14 protein-coding genes, 1 other RNA gene and 1 pseudogene are annotated in these 17,066 nt (G+C 72.0%); 2 read left to right on the top strand and 14 right to left on the bottom strand.

Translation table 11 applies throughout. The annotated features are described in order from the left end of the window. Positions 1–2: 2 nt before the first annotated feature. The 3 genes from ACIQOV_RS03325 to ACIQOV_RS03335 all read right to left on the bottom strand — a co-directional run bounded on the left by ACIQOV_RS03325 (position 3) and on the right by ACIQOV_RS03335 (position 2,631). A complete protein-coding gene (locus ACIQOV_RS03325) occupies positions 3–1,613 on the bottom strand; it encodes a beta-N-acetylhexosaminidase (protein WP_401044304.1) in 1,611 nt (536 codons plus the stop codon). 91 nt (positions 1,614–1,704) lie between these two features. Continuing rightward, positions 1,705–1,983 carry a DUF3039 domain-containing protein gene (locus ACIQOV_RS03330; protein WP_359904233.1) on the bottom strand — a complete coding sequence of 93 codons (279 nt, stop codon included), beginning with the start codon at positions 1,981–1,983 and terminating at the stop codon, positions 1,705–1,707. Between the two features lie 63 nt (positions 1,984–2,046). Further along, complete coding sequence (locus ACIQOV_RS03335) at positions 2,047–2,631, bottom strand: YqgE/AlgH family protein (protein WP_359904235.1); 585 nt, start codon at positions 2,629–2,631, stop codon at positions 2,047–2,049. 300 nt (positions 2,632–2,931) lie between these two features. On the opposite strand from ACIQOV_RS03335, the gene murA reads away from it, so the two are divergent. Beyond that, positions 2,932–4,272 (top strand): UDP-N-acetylglucosamine 1-carboxyvinyltransferase, encoded by a 1,341-nt coding sequence (murA, locus tag ACIQOV_RS03340; protein ID WP_359904238.1) that lies wholly within the window; start codon positions 2,932–2,934, stop codon positions 4,270–4,272. A gap of 73 nt (positions 4,273–4,345) precedes the next feature. Here the strand turns inward: murA and ACIQOV_RS03345 are convergent, their stop codons facing one another. From ACIQOV_RS03345 to ftsE, 8 genes are all read right to left on the bottom strand, one after another. Beyond that, positions 4,346–4,630 carry an HU family DNA-binding protein gene (locus ACIQOV_RS03345; protein WP_030242980.1) on the bottom strand — a complete coding sequence of 95 codons (285 nt, stop codon included), beginning with the start codon at positions 4,628–4,630 and terminating at the stop codon, positions 4,346–4,348. A 508-nt stretch (positions 4,631–5,138) separates the two neighbouring features. Further along, positions 5,139–6,611 (bottom strand): NAD-dependent malic enzyme, encoded by a 1,473-nt coding sequence (locus tag ACIQOV_RS03350; RefSeq protein ID WP_401044310.1) that lies wholly within the window; start codon positions 6,609–6,611, stop codon positions 5,139–5,141. 370 nt (positions 6,612–6,981) lie between these two features. Further along, positions 6,982–9,285: a HelD family protein gene (locus ACIQOV_RS03355; RefSeq protein ID WP_401044313.1), complete on the bottom strand. Its 2,304-nt coding sequence runs from the start codon at positions 9,283–9,285 to the stop codon at positions 6,982–6,984. 152 nt (positions 9,286–9,437) lie between these two features. Next, positions 9,438–9,819, bottom strand: a transfer-messenger RNA (tmRNA) gene (ssrA, locus tag ACIQOV_RS03360). An 86-nt stretch (positions 9,820–9,905) separates the two neighbouring features. Further along, positions 9,906–10,382: an SsrA-binding protein SmpB gene (smpB, locus tag ACIQOV_RS03365; protein WP_359904247.1), complete on the bottom strand. Its 477-nt coding sequence runs from the start codon at positions 10,380–10,382 to the stop codon at positions 9,906–9,908. Between the two features lie 44 nt (positions 10,383–10,426). Beyond that, a complete protein-coding gene (locus tag ACIQOV_RS03370; RefSeq protein WP_401044315.1) occupies positions 10,427–11,563 on the bottom strand; it encodes a S41 family peptidase in 1,137 nt (378 codons plus the stop codon). A gap of 112 nt (positions 11,564–11,675) precedes the next feature. Next, the gene (gene ftsX, locus ACIQOV_RS03375) at positions 11,676–12,587 is read right to left on the bottom strand and encodes a permease-like cell division protein FtsX (RefSeq protein ID WP_401044318.1); all 912 of its coding nucleotides are present in this window, start codon (positions 12,585–12,587) and stop codon (positions 11,676–11,678) included. 78 nt (positions 12,588–12,665) lie between these two features. After that, positions 12,666–13,355 carry a cell division ATP-binding protein FtsE gene (gene ftsE / locus ACIQOV_RS03380; protein WP_030059730.1) on the bottom strand — a complete coding sequence of 230 codons (690 nt, stop codon included), beginning with the start codon at positions 13,353–13,355 and terminating at the stop codon, positions 12,666–12,668. Positions 13,356–13,706: 351 nt separating this feature from the next. On the opposite strand from ftsE, the gene ACIQOV_RS03385 reads away from it, so the two are divergent. Continuing rightward, positions 13,707–13,901, top strand: coding sequence for a hypothetical protein (locus ACIQOV_RS03385; RefSeq protein WP_359904255.1), 195 nt, complete (start codon positions 13,707–13,709; stop codon positions 13,899–13,901). A gap of 67 nt (positions 13,902–13,968) precedes the next feature. Here the strand turns inward: ACIQOV_RS03385 and prfB are convergent, their stop codons facing one another. The 3 genes and pseudogenes from prfB to ACIQOV_RS03400 form a co-directional block, all read right to left on the bottom strand. Next, positions 13,969–15,081 (bottom strand): peptide chain release factor 2, encoded by a 1,113-nt coding sequence (prfB, locus tag ACIQOV_RS03390; protein WP_359904258.1) that lies wholly within the window; start codon positions 15,079–15,081, stop codon positions 13,969–13,971. Positions 15,082–15,174: 93 nt separating this feature from the next. Further along, positions 15,175–16,428, bottom strand: coding sequence for a serine/threonine-protein kinase (locus tag ACIQOV_RS03395; RefSeq protein ID WP_401044321.1), 1,254 nt, complete (start codon positions 16,426–16,428; stop codon positions 15,175–15,177). Positions 16,429–16,653: 225 nt separating this feature from the next. Next, positions 16,654–17,066: pseudogene (locus ACIQOV_RS03400) on the bottom strand (serine/threonine protein kinase); the annotation flags it as partial.

The raw sequence follows: 17,066 nt of genomic DNA on the forward strand, positions 1-17,066 counted from the left end.
CCCTACCGCACCGGCGGCGGGCCCTCGATCGGCCGGCCGAGCACCCCGGGCCGGCGCTGCCACGGGTGCGGACCGTCGGCCGGGCGGTACTCGACGCCGAGCGCGTCAAGGGCCCTCAGGTGCGTCGTCAGCCGCTGCTCGAAACCGGCGAAGTCCCGCTCGGCCGGCTCGGCGGGCAGCTCCGACCAGGCGACCTCGGCGAAGGCGACCAGCCGGGGGAAGGCCCGGTAGTCGATGTCCCGGGCGCTGTCCATGAACTCGCTCCACAGGTTGGCCTGGGTGCCGATCACGTGCCGGGCGGCGGCCTCGTCCAGCTGCTCGGGGACCGGCTCGAACCGGTAGACGTCCTCCAGCGTGCGCACGAATCCGACCGGGATCGGCTCGTCCGGTCCGTCCGCCTGCCGGTGGTCGAAGTAGACGTGCTGCTCGGGGCACATCACCACGTCGTGCCCGGCCTTCGCGGCGGCGACCCCGCCGCCGAAGCCGCGCCAGGAGGAGACGGCGGCGCCCGGCGCGAGCCCGCCCTCCAGGATCTCGTCCCAGCCGATCAGCCGGCGGCCGCGGTCGGCCAGCCAGCCGTCGAAGTGCCGGATGAGGTGGCTCTGCAGTTCGTCCTCGTTGGCCAGGCCCAGCTCGCGTATCCGGGCCTGCGCGGCGGCGCTGTCCTTCCACTGCTCCTTGGGGCACTCGTCGCCGCCGAGGTGGATGAACTCGGACGGGAAGAGCTCCAGGACCTCCTCCAGCACGCCCTCGAAGAAGCGCAGGGTCTCCTCGGAGGCGTTGAGCACGTTGTGGCTCACCCCCCAGTCGGTCCAGACCCCGAGCGCGGCGGTGTCCACCACGTCGGTGTTGCCCAGCTCGGGGTAGGCGGACACGGCGGCCTGGGTGTGGCCGGGCAGGTCGATCTCCGGGACGACGGTGACCCCGCGGGCGGCCGCGTAGGAGACGATCTCGCGCAGGTCGTCCTGGGTGTAGTAGCCGCCGTGCGGGCGGTCGTCGCGGCGCTGCCCGGCCCGGTAGCCGACCATCGAGCGCTCCCGCCAGGCGCCGCGCCCGGTCAGCCTCGGGTAGCGCTTGATCTCCACCCGCCAGCCCTGGTCGTCGGTCAGGTGCAGGTGCAGCACGTTGAGCTTGTGCGCGGCCAGCAGGTCGACGAAGCGCAGCACGTCCGACTTGGGCAGGAAGTGCCGGGCGACGTCGAGCAGCGCGCCGCGCCAGCCGAACCGGGGGGCGTCCGCGATGTCGGCGCCGGGCAGGACCCAGCCCTCGCGGCGCAGCGGCGAGCGGCGGTAGGCGTCCGGCCCGAGCAGCTGCCGCAGGGTCTGCGCGCCCCACAGCGCTCCGGCCGGGCCGCCCGCGGCGAGCCGGGCGTGGCCGGGGCGCACCGTGATCCGGTACGCCTCGGCGGCGAGCGTCCGGTCCTCGACCAGCTCGATGCCCGAACCCGGCCGGCCCGGGCCGAGCGGCAGCCCGGTGGCGGCGGACAGCGTGGTCCGCAGCCAGCGCTCGGCGTCGGCCAGCGCGGGGGGTGCGGTCAGCGTGGTGGCGGCGTCGAGCGGGTAGTCCTCGTCCGGGCGGCGAACGGCACTCGACGGTGCGGGAATGAGGTCCATTCCGACATCCTGCCCACGCCCCGGCGATTGGCATAGACCACCGGGGAAACCGTGGTGCTATGCAAAACGGCGTTGTGCGCGGCGCCGCGGACTACTTGTTGTCGCCGTCGCCGCCCTGCGGCTTGCCGATGCCGTCGTAGATCTCCTTGCACATGGGGCAGACCGGGTACTTCTTCGGGTCGCGCCCGGGCACCCACACCTTGCCGCAGAGCGCCACCACGGGAGACCCGGAGAGGGCACTCTCCATGATCTTGTCCTTCTGGACGTAGTGCGCGAAGCGCTCGTGGTCGCCGTCCCCGTGGGACACCTGTGGGACGGGCTCGACCAGGGTGCCGGTGCCGAGGCCGCGCTCGGGCTCAAGAGTGCTCATGGGTGCCAAGTCTATGGGGGCCTCCGGAAACCCGGCCAGTGTCGCGGCGCGGGGCCGGTCGGCTCAGTTCATCGTGGGGTCGTCCGGGTAGGTCGCCAGCAGGGCGAGCGGGCCGCGCTGGCGGCGCAGGACCGCGCGCCACAGCCGTTCCGGCTCGGGGCTGGAGACGTCCCCCGGCTCGCAGTCCACCAGGTACCAGGCGCCGCTCTCCAGCTCCGCCTCCAGCTGTCCCGGCGACCAGCCGGCGTACCCGGCGAAGATCCGCAGGCTGCCCAGCTCCCCGGCCAGCACCTCGGGCGGCGCCTCCAGGTCCACCAGGCCGATCGCGCCGTGCACCCGGCGCCAGCCGAGCGGCTCGCCGGTGCCCGGCTCCCCCGGTGCCACCGCGAGGCCGAGCGCCGAGTCCAGCGCCACCGGGCCGCCCTGGAACACCACGGCCGGCTGTCCGACGAGTCTGTTCCAGCCGTCCAGCACGCTTCCCACCTCGACCGGCGTCGGCCGGTTGAGGACCACGCCGAGCGCCCCCTCGACGTCGTGGTCGAGGAGCAGCACCACCGCCCGCGCGAAGTTCGGGTCGGTGAGCAGGGGCGTCGCGACGAGCAGACAGCCGGTGTGGGACCGGCCTCCGTGCGAATGGGCCGCCGTCATGCCCACATGATCCCGCAGAACGGCACCGCTCGGACACCGCAACACCCGGAAACCCCCACGCCGGACGAACACCCGTACGGCCGCACCGGGGGGCGGGCGCGGGCCCGGAGAGAGCACCATCACGGGAGAGGCTCACGGGAACCAACGGAGCGCCTACTACCATCTACGTCTGGTGGACGCCCATACGGTGCCGACTCGGTTTCGCCGGGGGCCCGAACGCGCCCGTACGAACGGTCCACCACCGGCTCTCTCCCGGAGCCGCCCTTTCCGACTCCTCTGGCACCCCGGATTGCGAGAACGATGACCGACGACGTCCTGCTGGTCCATGGCGGAAATCCGCTCGAAGGCGAGATCCGCGTCCGCGGTGCGAAGAACCTGGTGCCCAAGGCCATGGTCGCCGCCCTCCTCGGGCAGGGCCCCAGCAGACTGCGCAACGTCCCGGACATCCGCGACGTCAAGGTGGTCCGCGGCCTGCTGCAGCTGCACGGCGTGACCGTGCGCACCGGTGACGAGGACGGCGAGCTGATCCTCGACCCCTCGCACGTCGAGAGCGCCAACGTCGCCGACATCGACGCGCACGCCGGCTCCTCGCGGATCCCGATCCTGTTCTGCGGCCCGTTGCTGCACCGCCTCGGCCACGCCTTCATCCCCGGCCTCGGCGGCTGCGACATCGGCGGCCGCCCCGTCGACTTCCACTTCGAGGTGCTGCGCCAGTTCGGCGCCACCATCGAGAAGCACCCGCAGGGCACCTACCTGGTCGCCGCGCAGCGGCTGCGCGGCACCAAGATCGAGCTGCCCTACCCCTCGGTCGGGGCGACCGAGCAGGTGCTGCTCACCGCCGTCCTCGCCGAGGGCGTCACCGAGCTGCGCAACGCGGCCATCGAGCCGGAGATCGTCGACCTGATCTGCGTGCTGCAGAAGATGGGCGCGATCATCACGCTGGGCACCGACCGGACGATCCTGATCACCGGCGTGGACGAGCTGAACGGCTACAACCACCGCGCGCTGCCGGACCGCCTGGAGGCGGCCTCCTGGGCCTGCGCGGCGCTGGCCACCAAGGGCGACATCTACGTCCGCGGCGCCCGCCAGCTGGAGATGATGACCTTCCTGAACACCTTCCGGAAGGTCGGCGGCGCCTTCGAGGTGGACGACGAGGGCATCCGCTTCTGGCACCCGGGCGGCGAGCTCAAGGCGATCGCCCTGGAGACCGACGTGCACCCGGGCTTCCAGACCGACTGGCAGCAGCCGCTGGTGGTCGCGCTGACCCAGGCCACCGGCCTGTCCATCGTCCACGAGACGGTGTACGAGTCGCGGCTCGGCTTCACCGGCGCGCTGAACCAGATGGGCGCGCACATCCAGCTCTACCGCGAGTGCCTGGGCGGCACCCCGTGCCGCTTCGGCGCCCGCAACTTCCTGCACTCCGCGGTCGTCTCCGGCCCGTCCAAGCTGATCGGCTCCGAGCTGGTCATCCCGGACCTGCGCGGCGGCTTCTCGTACCTGATCGCGGCGCTGGCGGCCGAGGGCACCTCGACCGTGCACGGCATCGACCTGATCAACCGCGGCTACGAGAACTTCATGGACAAGCTGCGCGACCTGGGCGCCCACGTCGAGCTGCCCAGCGAGCAGCTGGTCGACGCCTGACGGTCCGGTCCCAACGGCGAGAGGCCGGGCTCCCCAGCGGGGAGCCCGGCCTCTCGGGCGTTCAAGGGGTGGCTCAGGCAGCGCCCTTGGCGGCTTCCTTCAGCTTGGAGCCGGCGCTCACCTTGGCGCTGTAGCCCGCGGCGATCTGGATCGGCTCGCCGGTCTGCGGGTTGCGGGCCGTGCGGGCAGCGCGGTGGGTGCGCTCGAAGGTCAGGAAACCGGGGATGGTGACCTTCTCGTCGCCCTTGGCGACGACCTCGCCGACGATCTCGGCGAAGGCGGCCAGAACGGCGTCGGCGTCCTTGCGGGTCACCTCGGCGCGCTCGGACAGCGCGGCCACCAGCTCACTGCGGTTCATGTGTACTCCTGTGGTCTGTTCGCTTGCGGTGCGCGGGGGCCCATCGGTGCTCCCACCGGGGGGCACCCGGATGGGCCGCAGGTCCGCACACTGTGCTCATGCAGGCAATGCGTGGTCGCAGGCCGGGTCCGTACCCGATGCCGCGCGCCGGAGCCGTCGAAGGCCCACCCGCCCGCCTGGATACGAATCCTGCCCCGACCGGCCCCGAGAAAGCCAATCGGGCCCCGGGCGAGCCACCCGAACATCGCCCGCTCGTTGGAGGTGTGACGCTCCGTCGGCTCCGGCGGACCGGGCGCGGGCGGCGGTCGGGACGACACGCCGGAAGACCAGGGGGACGTTCCGTACTTGTCGGACACGCCTGCCCCGTGCAGGGCTACGGTACGCCCTAGGACTGACAAGCCCAAACACGCCCCTCGCCCTTGTGTCGCAAGGGTTCGGGGCGGGCTGGGCGGGTATGGCCCTTATTCGTACATTTGAGCGATCCGTGACACGTCGCCCGACCCGGTCGTCAGAGCTTGACGACGGGGAACGCGGCGGTGTCCAGGGTGCCGACGATGCCGGGGGTCGGACGGGCCGGCGCGCGGTCCTCCTGGGCCCCCGCCAGGGCCGCCTCGCGCACCGCGGAGGCGACGGTCTTGGCGACGTCCTTGTGGAACACGCTCGGGATGATGTAGTTGGCGTTCAGCTCGTCGTCTGCCACGGTGGTGGCCAGCGCCCGGGCGGCGGCGATCATCATCTCGGTGTTGACGGTACGGCTCTGGGCGTCCAGCAGGCCGCGGAAGACGCCCGGGAAGACCAGCACGTTGTTGATCTGGTTCGGGAAGTCGCTGCGGCCGGTGGCGACCACGGCGGCGGTCTGCCGGGCGATGGCCGGGTCGACCTCCGGGTCCGGGTTGGCCAGCGCGAAGACGATCGAGTCCTCCGCCATGGTGGCCAGGTCATCGCCGTCCAGGACGTTCGGGGCCGAGACGCCGATGAAGACGTCGGCGCCCGCCACGGCCTCCTTGAGGCTGCCGGTGCGGCCCGAGCGGTTGGTGTGCTCGGCGATCCAGCGCAGGTTCTCGTTGAGATCCCCGCGGCCCAGGTGGACCACGCCGTGCACGTCCGCCACGGTGGCGTGCTCGACGCCGGCCGCCATCAGCAGCTTGAGGATCGCGGTGCCGGCGGCGCCGGCGCCCGACATCACCACGCGGATGTCGGCGATCCGCTTGCCGACCACCTTCAGCGCGTTGGTGAGGGCGGCCAGCACGACGATCGCGGTGCCGTGCTGGTCGTCGTGGAAGACCGGGATGTCCAGGGCCTCGCGCAGCCGGGCCTCGATCTCGAAGCAGCGCGGCGCGGAGATGTCCTCCAGGTTGATCCCGGCGAAGCCCGGGGCGATCGCCCTGACGATGGCGACGATCTCGTCGGTGTCCTGGGTGTCCAGGCAGATCGGCCAGGCGTCGATCCCGGCGAAGCGCTTGAACAGGGCCGCCTTGCCCTCCATGACCGGCAGCGCGGCCTCGGGGCCGATGTTGCCCAGGCCCAGCACCGCCGAGCCGTCGGTGACCACGGCGACGCTGTTGCGCTTGATGGTCAGGCGGCGCGCGTCCTCGGGGTTCTCCGCGATCGCCATGCAGACCCGGGCGACGCCGGGGGTGTAGATCATGCTGAGGTCGTCACGGTTGCGGATCGGCAGCTTCGAGGACATCTCGATCTTGCCGCCGAGGTGCATCAGGAAGGTGCGGTCCGAGACCTTGCCGATCGACACGCCGTCGATCGCGCGCAGCTTCTCGACGATCTCCTCGCCGTGCGCGACCGAGGAGGCCGCCACCGTGACGTCCATCCGCAGCGCCTCCAGGCCGGAGGCGGTGACGTCGAGACCGGTCACCGACCCGCCGGAGGACTCCACGGCCGTGGTGATCGCACTGACGGCGTTGCCCCGGGCCGGGACCTCCAGCCGTACCGTGATCGAGTTGGAGACACTGGGCACCGTCGCCATCGACGCTTCCTTCTTCCGTCTGTCCCGCAGGCTCAACATTTTGTTGAAGGCATCGCCCGCGCATGCTAGACCTCGATCGTCGCACCTTCCAAGGGGTAGCCAGAAATAACGTTCATTGAGTGTGCGGACCCGACAATCCCACCCAATGGCCGCCGGTCCCCCGCCGCTCACTCCTTGCCTCTCCCGGCCGATGCGTTACATTGGACGGGACACCGGCTCGATCCAAGCCCCCGGGCCCAACCTTCGTCCCTTCGAGGGACCACTTGCCGCGAGGCGAGCATGGCGGGTCGGTGTCGTAAACGTCTGAAGGCCCCTCACCGTCCGGTGAGGGGCCTTCTTCCGTCGGGACCCGACGAGTCCCGACGGGCCGTCAGCCGTGCAGCAGCGCGGGCACGCCGTCCGCGTCCGGCAGGTCGTCCGGGCCGGAGAGCACGGTCAGCCGCTGGGTCGCGCGGGTCAGCGCCACGTACAGCACCCGCAGCCCGGCCTCCGACTCGCCGGCGATGCCGGTCGGGTCGGCCACCACGGTCGCGTCGTACTCCAGGCCCTTGGCCTCCAGACTGCCCAGCGCCACCACGCGCCCGCCCAGGCCCTCGGCCCAGCCGGCCGCCTCGTCCCGGCGGTCCATCGGCACCACGATCGCCACGGTGCCGTCCACCTCGGCCAGCAGCCGCTCCAGCTCGGCCCGGGCGGCCTCGCCGAAGGCCTCCGGCGAGGGGTCGGTGGTGGCCGCGAAGCGCGGCTCCACGCCGACGCGGCGCACCGCGCTCGGCGACGGGGTGCCCGGCGCGGCCAGCGCCAGCACCTTCGCCGCGACCTCGGCGATCTCGGCCGGGTTGCGGTAGTTCACGGTCAGCGTGAAGCGGCGGCGCGGCTTGCCGGAGAGCACGTCGTCCAGTGCGGCCTGGGCCTCCTGCGGGAACGGCCAGGAGGACTGCGCCGGGTCGCCGACGATCGTCCAGGTGGCCATCCGGGCCCGGCGGCCGATCATCCGCCACTGCATCGGGGTGAGGTCCTGCGCCTCGTCCACGATGATGTGCGCGTACTCCCTGCGCTCGACCGGCTGGCGGTCGCGCTGGCGGGTGGAGCGGTCGGCGAAGGTGGTGACCTCCTCCAGGCCGCTCAGCAGGTCCACCGCGTCCACCTCGCGGACCTTCGGGCGGGCCGGCTCGCCCAGCAGCACCTGGAGCTCGTCGATCAGCGCGACGTCGTGCGCGGACAGCGCGCCCGCGCCCTCCGCGGACAGGTGGCGCCAGGAGGCGGCCAGCAGCCTGGCCTCGTCCGGGGTGACGGCGCGACGGGCGATCCGGTTGGTGTGCCGGTGCTGCCGCAGCGTGCCGAGCACCCGGCGCGGGCTCAGTGCCGGCCACCAGGCGTCCAGGAAGTCCAGGAACGAGGCCTCGTCCGAGACGTACTCGTCGAAGGACTCCTTCTCCTCCTGGCGCTGCTCGCGGGCGTAGTGGTCGGCGGGCTTCGGCAGGTCCCTGGTGGCCTGCTGCCACAGGGCGTCCAGCAGCAGCCGGCGGGCCCGCGGGCGCAGCAGGTTCAGCGGGGTGCCGCCGGAGCCCACCACGTTGCCGCGCACGGCCTTCAGCCGGGAGGCGTCCAGCTTCAGCACCTCGCCGCGGGCGACGACCTTCAGCTCCTGCGGCGCGCCCAGCTCCAGCGCCGCGCGGGCGGCCCGGCGCAGCAGCTGCACCATCCGGCCCGAGCCCTTGACCCGGGCCGCCTCGGGAGTGTCGTAGGTGCCCGCCTCGATGCCGTCCACCAGCGAGCCGACCGCCCGGATGGCGACCTGGCCCTCCTCGCCCAGCGCGGGCAGCACGCCCTCGGTGTAGGACACCAGCAGCGGGGTCGGCGAGACCACCAGGATGCCCCCGGCGTAGCGGCGGCGGTCCTGGTAGAGCAGGTAGGCGGCGCGGTGCAGGGCGACGGCGGTCTTGCCGGTGCCGGGGCCGCCGGTGACCAGGGTGGCGCCCGCGGCGGCGGCGCGGATCACCTCGTCCTGCTCCTTCTGGATGGAGGAGACGATGTCGCGCATCGAGTGGCTGCGGGCGCGGCCCAGCGAGGCCATCAGCGCACCGTCGCCGACCACGGCCAGCTCCTCGCCGTCCAGGGTCGGGGCGAGGTCCGGACGCAGCAGGTCGTCCTCGACGCCGATCACCTTGCGGCCCTTGGAGCGGATCACCCGGCGACGGATCACCCGGCCCGGTTCGACCGGGGTGGCGCGGTAGAAGGGGGCGGCGGCGGGCGCGCGCCAGTCGATCACCAGCGGGCCGTACTCGGCGTCCAGCACGCCCAGTCGGCCGATGTGGAGGGTCTCGGCGACGGCCGGGTCGGCCGGGTCGAGCGGGGTGTCCGACGGGATCCCGTGCTCCTCCGGGGCGTCCGCCCGCTGGAGGTCGATCCGGCCGAACAGGAAGTCCTCGAACTCGCTGTTCAGTCGGTGGAGGTGGGCGCCGGCCCGGTAGACCTGGGCGTCGCGTTCGGCGAGCGCGCCGGGGGTGCCGACCTGGACCCGCTTGGCGGCGTCCTCCAGGATGTACTCGGCCTCGGCGAGCTTCTCCTCCAACCGGTGGTAGACGGTGTCGAGGTGCTGCTGCTCACCGGCGATCTCGCGCGCGCGGACGGTCTCGTGGTCGGTGGCGGGGGTGGTGGGCGTGTTGCTCTGCATGGCCTCGGTGGTTGCGGCGGAATCCCGCTCCGGAAAACGAGCGGACGGATGATCCTACGCCGCCACCCCCGGGCCGCGCTGCTCCGGAACGTACAAAAATCGAAGGGCCGCCCTCCGCGGAGCGGAGGGCGGCCCTTCGAGTCAACATGGGGTGGTGGAGATGCCGGGAATCGAACCCGGGTCCAGTGGAGTTAATTCAGGGCTTCTCCGAGCGCAGTCCGCTGTGCTTTTCTCGGCCCTGGCGGTCACACGGACAAGCCGCCAACAGGCCCAGCTGCTGTTTGATTTCCCATCCGCCCTCGCAGCCCGGGCGGACGGTTGAGTTCCCTAGATTATGCCAGGGTCCGGGTCGGGAACTCCCCGGTCTGACACCCAAGCGCTATCGGTGCTTATTAGGCAGCGAGAGCGAACTGCTGGGAATCGCGCTTAGAGTTGGCGATTATTTTTTTGCGACACGTGGTTAACGAGATCATTGCCGCGTTCCTCGGCTCGCTTCCCCTGTTTCAACATCCCCTGTCGAAACCGATCATCCCCATGTTTTGTTGAGAAACAGCGCGGACGGTGACCGTCCTTGTTGCTGGCGCCATACTACGCGAGGCGACCAGCGGGGGTCCAGCCGATTAACTCTGGCGCCGCCGGGCCGCCGCCACGGCGCGTGCCGTCTCGCGGGTGTCCTGCTTCTCGCGGAGCGTCTGACGCTTGTCGTAGAGCTTCTTGCCGACCGCGAGGGCCAGTTCGAGCTTCACCCGGCCGTCCTTGAAGTACAGCGAGAGCGGGACCAGGGTGTGGCCCGCGTCGCGGACCTTGGTCTCGATCTTCTGGATCTCCATCCTGTGCAGCAGCAGCTTGCGCTTGCGCCGGGCCGCGTGGTTGGTCCACGTCCCCTGGGTGTACTCGGGGATGAAGACGTTGTCGATCCACGCCTCGTGGTTCTGGATGTACGCGTAGCCGTCGACCAGGTTGGCCCGCCCCTCGCGCAGCGACTTGACCTCGGTGCCGGTGAGCACCAGGCCGCACTCGTAGGTGTCGAGGATCGTGTACTCGTGTCGCGCCTTCTTGTTCTGCGCGATCAGCTTCTGTCCGGTTTCCTTTGCCATAACCCGGTCATTCTCGCACTTCGGGACCGGATGGGGCAGCTGCTTTAGGCACGGGTGCCGAGCCCCGCGAGGACCCGCAGGGCGAGTTCGTCGGCCTCCTCGCCCGAACCGGCCGGGACGTCGGGGGTCAGGCCGGTACCGTCCGGGGAGCGTCCGGCCGGGGTGTAGTAGCGGCCGACGGTCAGCTCCAGCACGGCGCCGTCGGCGAGCCGGCTGGGCTGCTGGACGGTGCCCTTGCCGAAGGTCCGCGAGCCCACCACCACGGCGCGGCTGCGGTCCTGGAGGGCCCCGGCGAGCAGTTCGGCGGCGCTCATCGTGCCGCCGTCCACCAGCAGCACCAGCGGGGTGCGCTGGTCGCCGCCGGGCGGGGCGGTCAACTCCCTGGTCTCGCCGCGCTCCTGGTACGAGCCGACCGTTCCGCCGTCCAGGAAGATCCCGGCGGTGCCGGCCGCCTCGTCGACCAACCCGCCGGAGTTGCCGCGCAGATCGAGCACCACGCCGGTGTGCGGGGCGCGCAGGGCGGCGCGCACCTGGTCGGCCACGCCGCTCGTGAAGGCGCGCACGGTCACCCGCAGCACGCCCTTGCCGAGCTGCTCCGCGGTGACCTGCCGACTGTCCAGAAGCACGCGCCGCAGCCGCAGTTCGCGCTCCTCCGCCCCGCCGCGCCGGACCGCCAGGGTGACCTCGGAGCCGGCCCGGCGCTCCTCGCCCCGGCCGCGCAGCCGCGCGACCACCTCGGTGACCGGCAGGTGGTCGGCCTGGTCCTGACCGATCCGCACGAGCCGGTCGCCGGAGGCGATCCCGGCCGCGGCGGCCGGGCCGCCGGGGGCGACCTGGGAGACCTCGGTGACGCCGTCCTGGCCGCGGCCGACCGAGAGGCCGACGCCCGGGTAGCGGCCGTCCAGGCCCTGGCTGAACTCCGCGTACTCCTGGGCGCTGTAGTACGCGCCCCAGCGGTCGCCGCCGGCCGCCAGCAGGTGCTCGGCCTGCTGCTCCGACAGGGTGGCGCCGGCCGGGTCCGCCGGGAGCCCGCCGGTGGCCCGGGCGGTGTCGGCGGAGGACCGGTGCGGCGGGTCGCCCGGGTCGCCCCAGGCGCCGGTGGCCGCGCCGGCCAGCAGCACGGCGCCGAACACCAGGCTGAGCACGGTCACCTGGCGGGCCCTGCGCGGAGTTTGCAGCATGGCACCGGAGTGTAGACACCGCCGCGCGCGGGACGAACCGCAACGGTGGACCGCGGAACGCCGACGGCCCCGTACGGCGCAGTGCCGTACGGGGCCGTCGGGCCTGCGGGAATCAGACCTTGAGGTACTTGCGCAGGGTGAAGAAGGCCGCGACGCCGGCCATGCCCATACCCACCACGATCAGCAGCGGTATCACCGCGAGCACCGAGCCGAGCCCGATGAAGTGGATGAACTGCACCCGGTCGGCCAGCCAGTTCTGGACGAAGAAGTGCCCGCCGATCAGCAGTCCGGAAGCCATCGCAGCACCCAGCAGCGCCGAGAAGGCCGCCTCGGCGATGAAGGGCATCTGGACGTAGAAGTTCGAGGCACCGACCAGGCGCATGATCCCGGTTTCGCGCCGCCGGCTGTACGCCGACACCCGGACGGTGTTGACGATCAGCAGCAGGGCGACGAACAGCATCAGCACCATGATCACGAAGGCCGCCGTCTGGAGGCCGTTGAGCAGGCCGAACAGGTTCTCCAGGATCTTCCGCTGGTCCTCGACCGACTTGACGCCGGGCTTGCCGGCGAAGGCGCTCTGGATCACGTCGTACTTGGTCGGGTCGTTGAGCTTGACCCGCCAGGACTGCGGCATGGCGTCCGGACCCAGGACGGAGATGAGCGGGTTGTCCGGGTTCATCTCCTTCCAGTGCTTGTACGCCTCGGGCGAGCTCTCGTAGGTGGACGACTGGACCACCGAGCTCATCTTGTCCAGCTGGTCCTTGATGTCCTGGACCTGCTGGTCGGTGGCCGCGCCCTTGTCGCACTGGGGCGAGTTGCGGGCGTCCGCCTTCGTGCAGAAGTAGATGCTCACCTCGACCTTGTCGTACCAGTACCCCTTCATGGAGTTCACCTGGTCGCGGACCAGGAGCGAGGAACCGGCGAGGGCGAGGGAGAGCGCGACGCTGACCACGACCGCGATGGTCATGGTCAGGTTGCGTCGGAGACCCACACCGATCTCCGACAGGACGAACTGGGCACGCATGCGGGAAACAACTCCAGGGTCGGTACTGCTCTGGTCTGGCGGGTCGGGCCGGCGGCCCCACGGGTCAGCGCTGGTCGGTCAGTGCTGGTATCCGTAGACGCCGCGGGCCTGGTCGCGGACGAGCAGCCCCTTGTCGAGTTCGATGACGCGCTTGCGCATCTGGTCGACGATGGCCTGGTCGTGGGTGGCCATCAGCACCGTGGTGCCGGTGCGGTTGATGCGGTCGAGCAGCTTCATGATGCCGACCGAGTTCTGCGGGTCGAGGTTGCCGGTGGGCTCGTCCGCGATGAGCAGCATCGGACGGTTCACGAAGGCGCGGGCGATGGCCACGCGCTGCTGCTCACCACCGGACAGCTCGCCCGGCATCCGGTCCTCCTTGCCGCCGAGGCCGACCAGCTCCAGCACCTCGGGCACCACCTTGTTGATGGCGCTCTTGGGCTTGCCGATCACCTCCAGGGCGAAGGCGACGTTCTGCGCGACCGTCTTGTTCGGCAGCAGGCGGAAGTCCTGGAAGACCGTGCCCAGCTGGCGGCGCATGTGCGGCACCTTCCAGTTGGACAGCTTGCCGAGGTCCTTGCCCAGTACGTGCACCGCGCCCGTGCTGGGACGCTCCTCGCGCAGGCACAGGCGCAGGAAGGTGGACTTTCCCGAGCCGGACGAGCCGACCAGGAAGACGAACTCACCCTTCTCGATCTCCAGCGAGACGTTGTCCAGGGCGGGACGGTTCTGCTTGGGATAGGTCTTGGAGACGTTGTCGAATCTGATCACGGCTGCATCACGGAGGCCATCCTAGGCGGCGCCAGTCCTCGGTCGGTCCGCCCCGGAGGCCCGGTCCATGGGCGGGCGAAAGGAGCGCGGTGGGCTGCTCCCGGTCTGGGACCATACGCGAATCGGCGCCCGGCCCGCAGGGACCGCCCGTGACAACGGCCGGACTCTGCGGGAGAATGTCCGCTTATGCCCCGAATATTGCGAGGCATCTCACAGCCCGGAAGCCGGAACTGCCGGAACCTGGCAGAGTGGAGGTGGGCGACCGTGTCACGGCCGCTCCCCCGTACAGGGCAGTGCAGGGAACCAAAGCCCCGTCCGGTGCGTTGGCTGTAGCAGCGAGGAGGAGATCGCATGACCTGCGACCATCTGGTGTGCGCCAACTGCAACGGCCGCGTCAGCGACGGGCGTTGCCCGGTGTGCCGGGCCAACCGGGCCCGGCTTCAGGAGCAGCAGAGCCCGTTCGCCGCGCTCTCCCCCGCGATGCTGCTGGCCCTGCTGGCCGGACTGCTCGCGGTGGCGCTGATCGCCCGGCAGGCACTGGCCTGACGACCCACGACGCGTACGACGAAGGGCCCCGACCGCTGCGGTCGGGGCCCTTCGTCGATGTCGGCCGTTACTCGGCGCTGGTCTCGCGCTGCTTGCGCCAGCGGATCCCGGCCTCGATGAAGCCGTCGATGTCGCCGTCCAGCACGGCCTGCGGGTTGCCGGCCTCGTACGCGGTGCGGACGTCCTTCACCATCTGGTACGGGTGCAGCACGTAGGAGCGCATCTGGTTGCCCCAGGAGCTGCCGCTGTCCTTGAGCGCGTCCATCGCCGCCTTCTCCTCCTGGCGGCGCCGCTCCAGCAGCTTGGCCTGGAGGACGTTCATCGCGGACGCCTTGTTCTGGATCTGCGAGCGCTCGTTCTGGCAGGAGACCACGATGCCGGTCGGGATGTGCGTGATGCGCACCGCCGAGTCGGTGGTGTTGACGCCCTGGCCGCCGGGGCCGGAGGCGCGGTAGACGTCCACCCGCAGCTCGCCCTCGTCGATGTCGACGTGGTCGGACTGCTCGACGACCGGGAGGACCTCGACGCCGGCGAAGGAGGTCTGCCGGCGGCCCTGGTTGTCGAACGGCGAGATCCGCACCAGGCGGTGGGTGCCCTGCTCGACCGAGAGGGTGCCGTAGGCGTACGGCGCCTTCACGGTGAAGGTCGCGGACTTGATGCCGGCCTCTTCGGCGTACGAGGTGTCGTACACCTCGGTGGGGTACCCGTGCCGCTCGGCCCAGCGCAGGTACATGCGCATGAGCTGCTCGGCGAAGTCGGCGGCGTCCACGCCACCGGCCTCGGCACGGATGTTGATCAGCGCCTCGCGGGCGTCGTACTCGCCGGACAGGAGGGTGCGGACCTCCAGTTCCTCGACGGCCTTCTGGAGGGAGACGAGTTCGGTCTCGGCCTCGGCGCGGGTGTCCGCGTCGTCCTCGGCCTCGGCGAGCTCGAACAGCACGCCCAGATCGTCGATGCGGCTGCGCAGGCCCTCGACCCGGCGCAGTTCGCCCTGGAGGAAGGAGAGCCGGCTGGTCACCTTCTGCGCGTTCGCGACGTCGTCCCACAGGGTGGGGGCGGCTGCCTCCTCCTCCAGGACCGCGATGTCGGCCCGGATCTTGTCCAGGTCGAGGACGGCCTCGATCGACCCCATGGTCGTATCGAGGTTCTTGAGCTCTTCGGAAGGATCGACGGCTGCCACGCCCCCAGGGTAATGGTTCCGGGAGTGGTCATGACGACACCCCCGGCTCCCCGGGGGTCACGGCCGCCGTCACGGCCGCGCCGGCGGCTCCGGCTACGGGGCCCGCGGGCCGGTGCCCGACACCGCCGGACGGGTCGGGTGGCCGCCGTCCGGGACGGTGGCCGCGAACGCCGTCCAGGCCGCGGCGGCGCCCGCCAGCAGCAGGACGGTGGCGATCAGGACGGCCAGCAGCCGGCGGCGGCGCAGCAGGGCCTGGCGGTCCCGGCGGTGGCCCGGGGCGGCGCGCTGGGCGCGGGACTCCAGCGCGTAGGCGGCCAGCTCGTCGGCGGACGGGCGGCGCAGGCTGGTGTGGGTGTCCCGGGTGGAGTCCGGGGCGGCGCCCGGCACCAGCGGGACGGCCGGACCGCGGCGGCGCTTGTGGATGCCGGGGCCGGCGTCGATCTCGGCGTAGACGGCCTCGCCGGGGGTCAGCTGCTCCTCGACCGGGGCGCGGCCCTGGCCGGGCACGGCGAGCACCGGCAGGCCGGCCAGCGAGGGCAGCTGCTCGCGCAGCCGGGAGGCCAGCTCGGCGGCGCGCAGCCGGGAGGCCGGGGCCTTGGCCAGGCACTCGGAGATGATCCGCCACAGCCCGTCCGGCAGGCCGGGGATCGGCGGCACCTGCTCGGTGACGTGCCGGCGCAGCACCGCGCCGGTGTGGCCGCCGCCAAAGGGGGTGAAGCCGGCCAGCAGCTCGTACAGCACGGTGGCGAGGGCGTAGATGTCGACGGCGGCGCGCGGCTCCAGGCCCTCGATGATCTCGGGGGCGAGGTAGTCGGGGGTGCCGATGATCCGGGTGGCCCGGGTCCGGCGCGGGGCGTCGACCAGGCGGGCCACGCCGAAGTCGGTGAGCTTGGCGCGCGGGGCGCCGCCCGGGCCGGGGGCTGCGGCGAGGTCGAGCAGGACGTTCTCGGGCTTGACGTCGCGGTGGACGATGCCGGCCGCGTGCGCGGCGGCCAGGCCGTCGGCGACGTCGGCGATGATCGAGGCGGCGGTCTGCGGCGGCAGCGCGCCGTCCCGCTCCAGCCGGGAGCGCAGGTCGGTGCCCTGGACCAGCTCCATCACCAGGGCGAGGTCGCTGCCGTCCACCACCATGTCGCGCACGCCGACCACCCGGGGGTGGTCGAGGCTGGTCAGCGCGGTGCGCTCCTGGACGAAGCGGCCGACCAGCACCTGGTCGGCGGCGAGGTCCTCGCGCAGCAGCTTGACCGCCACCGGGCCGTCGGGCCCCTCACCGAGCCAGACCGTGCCGGCCGAACCCCGGCCGATCACCTGGTGGACGGTGTACCGGCTGCCGATCTTGCGTGCCAATGCTGCTCCGTGGGCGGCGCGGGAGCGCTCCGGGGGTCCGGCGCGCTCGGTGGGGCGGGACAACAGCGACCAACCTACGCGCCCGGAGGCCCTGCGCGGGCCGCCCGAGGGGGCCGGAGCGGGAGTCCCGGCCGAGAAATCTCGCGAATTGTCGACATAGCGTCAAAATTGCCGCCCCGGGCGGGCCGGGGCCCGGATCGGCTCCGGACCCGGCCCGCGGCGGCGCTAGCTGCCGACGAGGCCGTTCACCCAGTCGCGCGCCGAGTCGAACCAGCCCACGACGTTGTCCCAGTACTGCGGCAGCGGCGTGAAGTTCCACAGCGCCAGCCCCGCCACGGCGAGCACCAGCAGCACCATCAGACAGCCCTTGAGGCAGCCGAGCCCCGGAATGTACATCCGGTTGCGGCTGCGCGGACGCGGCTCACGGGCCGGCGCGGGCTCGCGGCGGGCCGGTGCCGGCGGCTCCTCGCGGCGCTGCGGCGGTGCCTCCCGGTACTGCGGCGCGGGCGGCTCGGCCCGGCGCGCCACCGGGGCGGGCGCGGGCGGCGGCGGGTAGCCGCCCTGCGACTGCCCGTACCCGGACGGGGCCTGCCGGTAGCCACCGGGCGGCTGCGGACGGCCGCCCTGGCCTCCCTGGC

This window comes from Kitasatospora sp. NPDC091257 (assembly GCF_044757675.1).
Classification (GTDB): domain Bacteria; phylum Actinomycetota; class Actinomycetes; order Streptomycetales; family Streptomycetaceae; genus Kitasatospora; species Kitasatospora lactacystinica.

Excerpts from the sequence above, each read along its gene's own strand:
- ACIQOV_RS03350 (WP_401044310.1), bottom strand. The coding sequence starts at position 6,611 with ATGGCGACGGTGCCCAGTGTCTCCAACTCGATCACGGTACGGCTGGAG.
- ACIQOV_RS03345 (WP_030242980.1), bottom strand. The coding sequence starts at position 4,630 with ATGAACCGCAGTGAGCTGGTGGCCGCGCTGTCCGAGCGCGCCGAGGTG.
- ACIQOV_RS03335 (WP_359904235.1), bottom strand. The coding sequence starts at position 2,631 with ATGACGGCGGCCCATTCGCACGGAGGCCGGTCCCACACCGGCTGTCTG.
- ACIQOV_RS03355 (WP_401044313.1), bottom strand. The coding sequence starts at position 9,285 with ATGCAGAGCAACACGCCCACCACCCCCGCCACCGACCACGAGACCGTC.
- ACIQOV_RS03385 (WP_359904255.1), top strand. The coding sequence starts at position 13,707 with ATGACCTGCGACCATCTGGTGTGCGCCAACTGCAACGGCCGCGTCAGC.
- ftsX (WP_401044318.1), bottom strand. The coding sequence starts at position 12,587 with ATGCGTGCCCAGTTCGTCCTGTCGGAGATCGGTGTGGGTCTCCGACGC.
- murA (WP_359904238.1), top strand. The coding sequence starts at position 2,932 with ATGACCGACGACGTCCTGCTGGTCCATGGCGGAAATCCGCTCGAAGGC.
- smpB (WP_359904247.1), bottom strand. The coding sequence starts at position 10,382 with ATGGCAAAGGAAACCGGACAGAAGCTGATCGCGCAGAACAAGAAGGCG.
- ACIQOV_RS03330 (WP_359904233.1), bottom strand. The coding sequence starts at position 1,983 with ATGAGCACTCTTGAGCCCGAGCGCGGCCTCGGCACCGGCACCCTGGTC.
- ACIQOV_RS03370 (WP_401044315.1), bottom strand. The coding sequence starts at position 11,563 with ATGCTGCAAACTCCGCGCAGGGCCCGCCAGGTGACCGTGCTCAGCCTG.
- ACIQOV_RS03325 (WP_401044304.1), bottom strand. The coding sequence starts at position 1,613 with ATGGACCTCATTCCCGCACCGTCGAGTGCCGTTCGCCGCCCGGACGAG.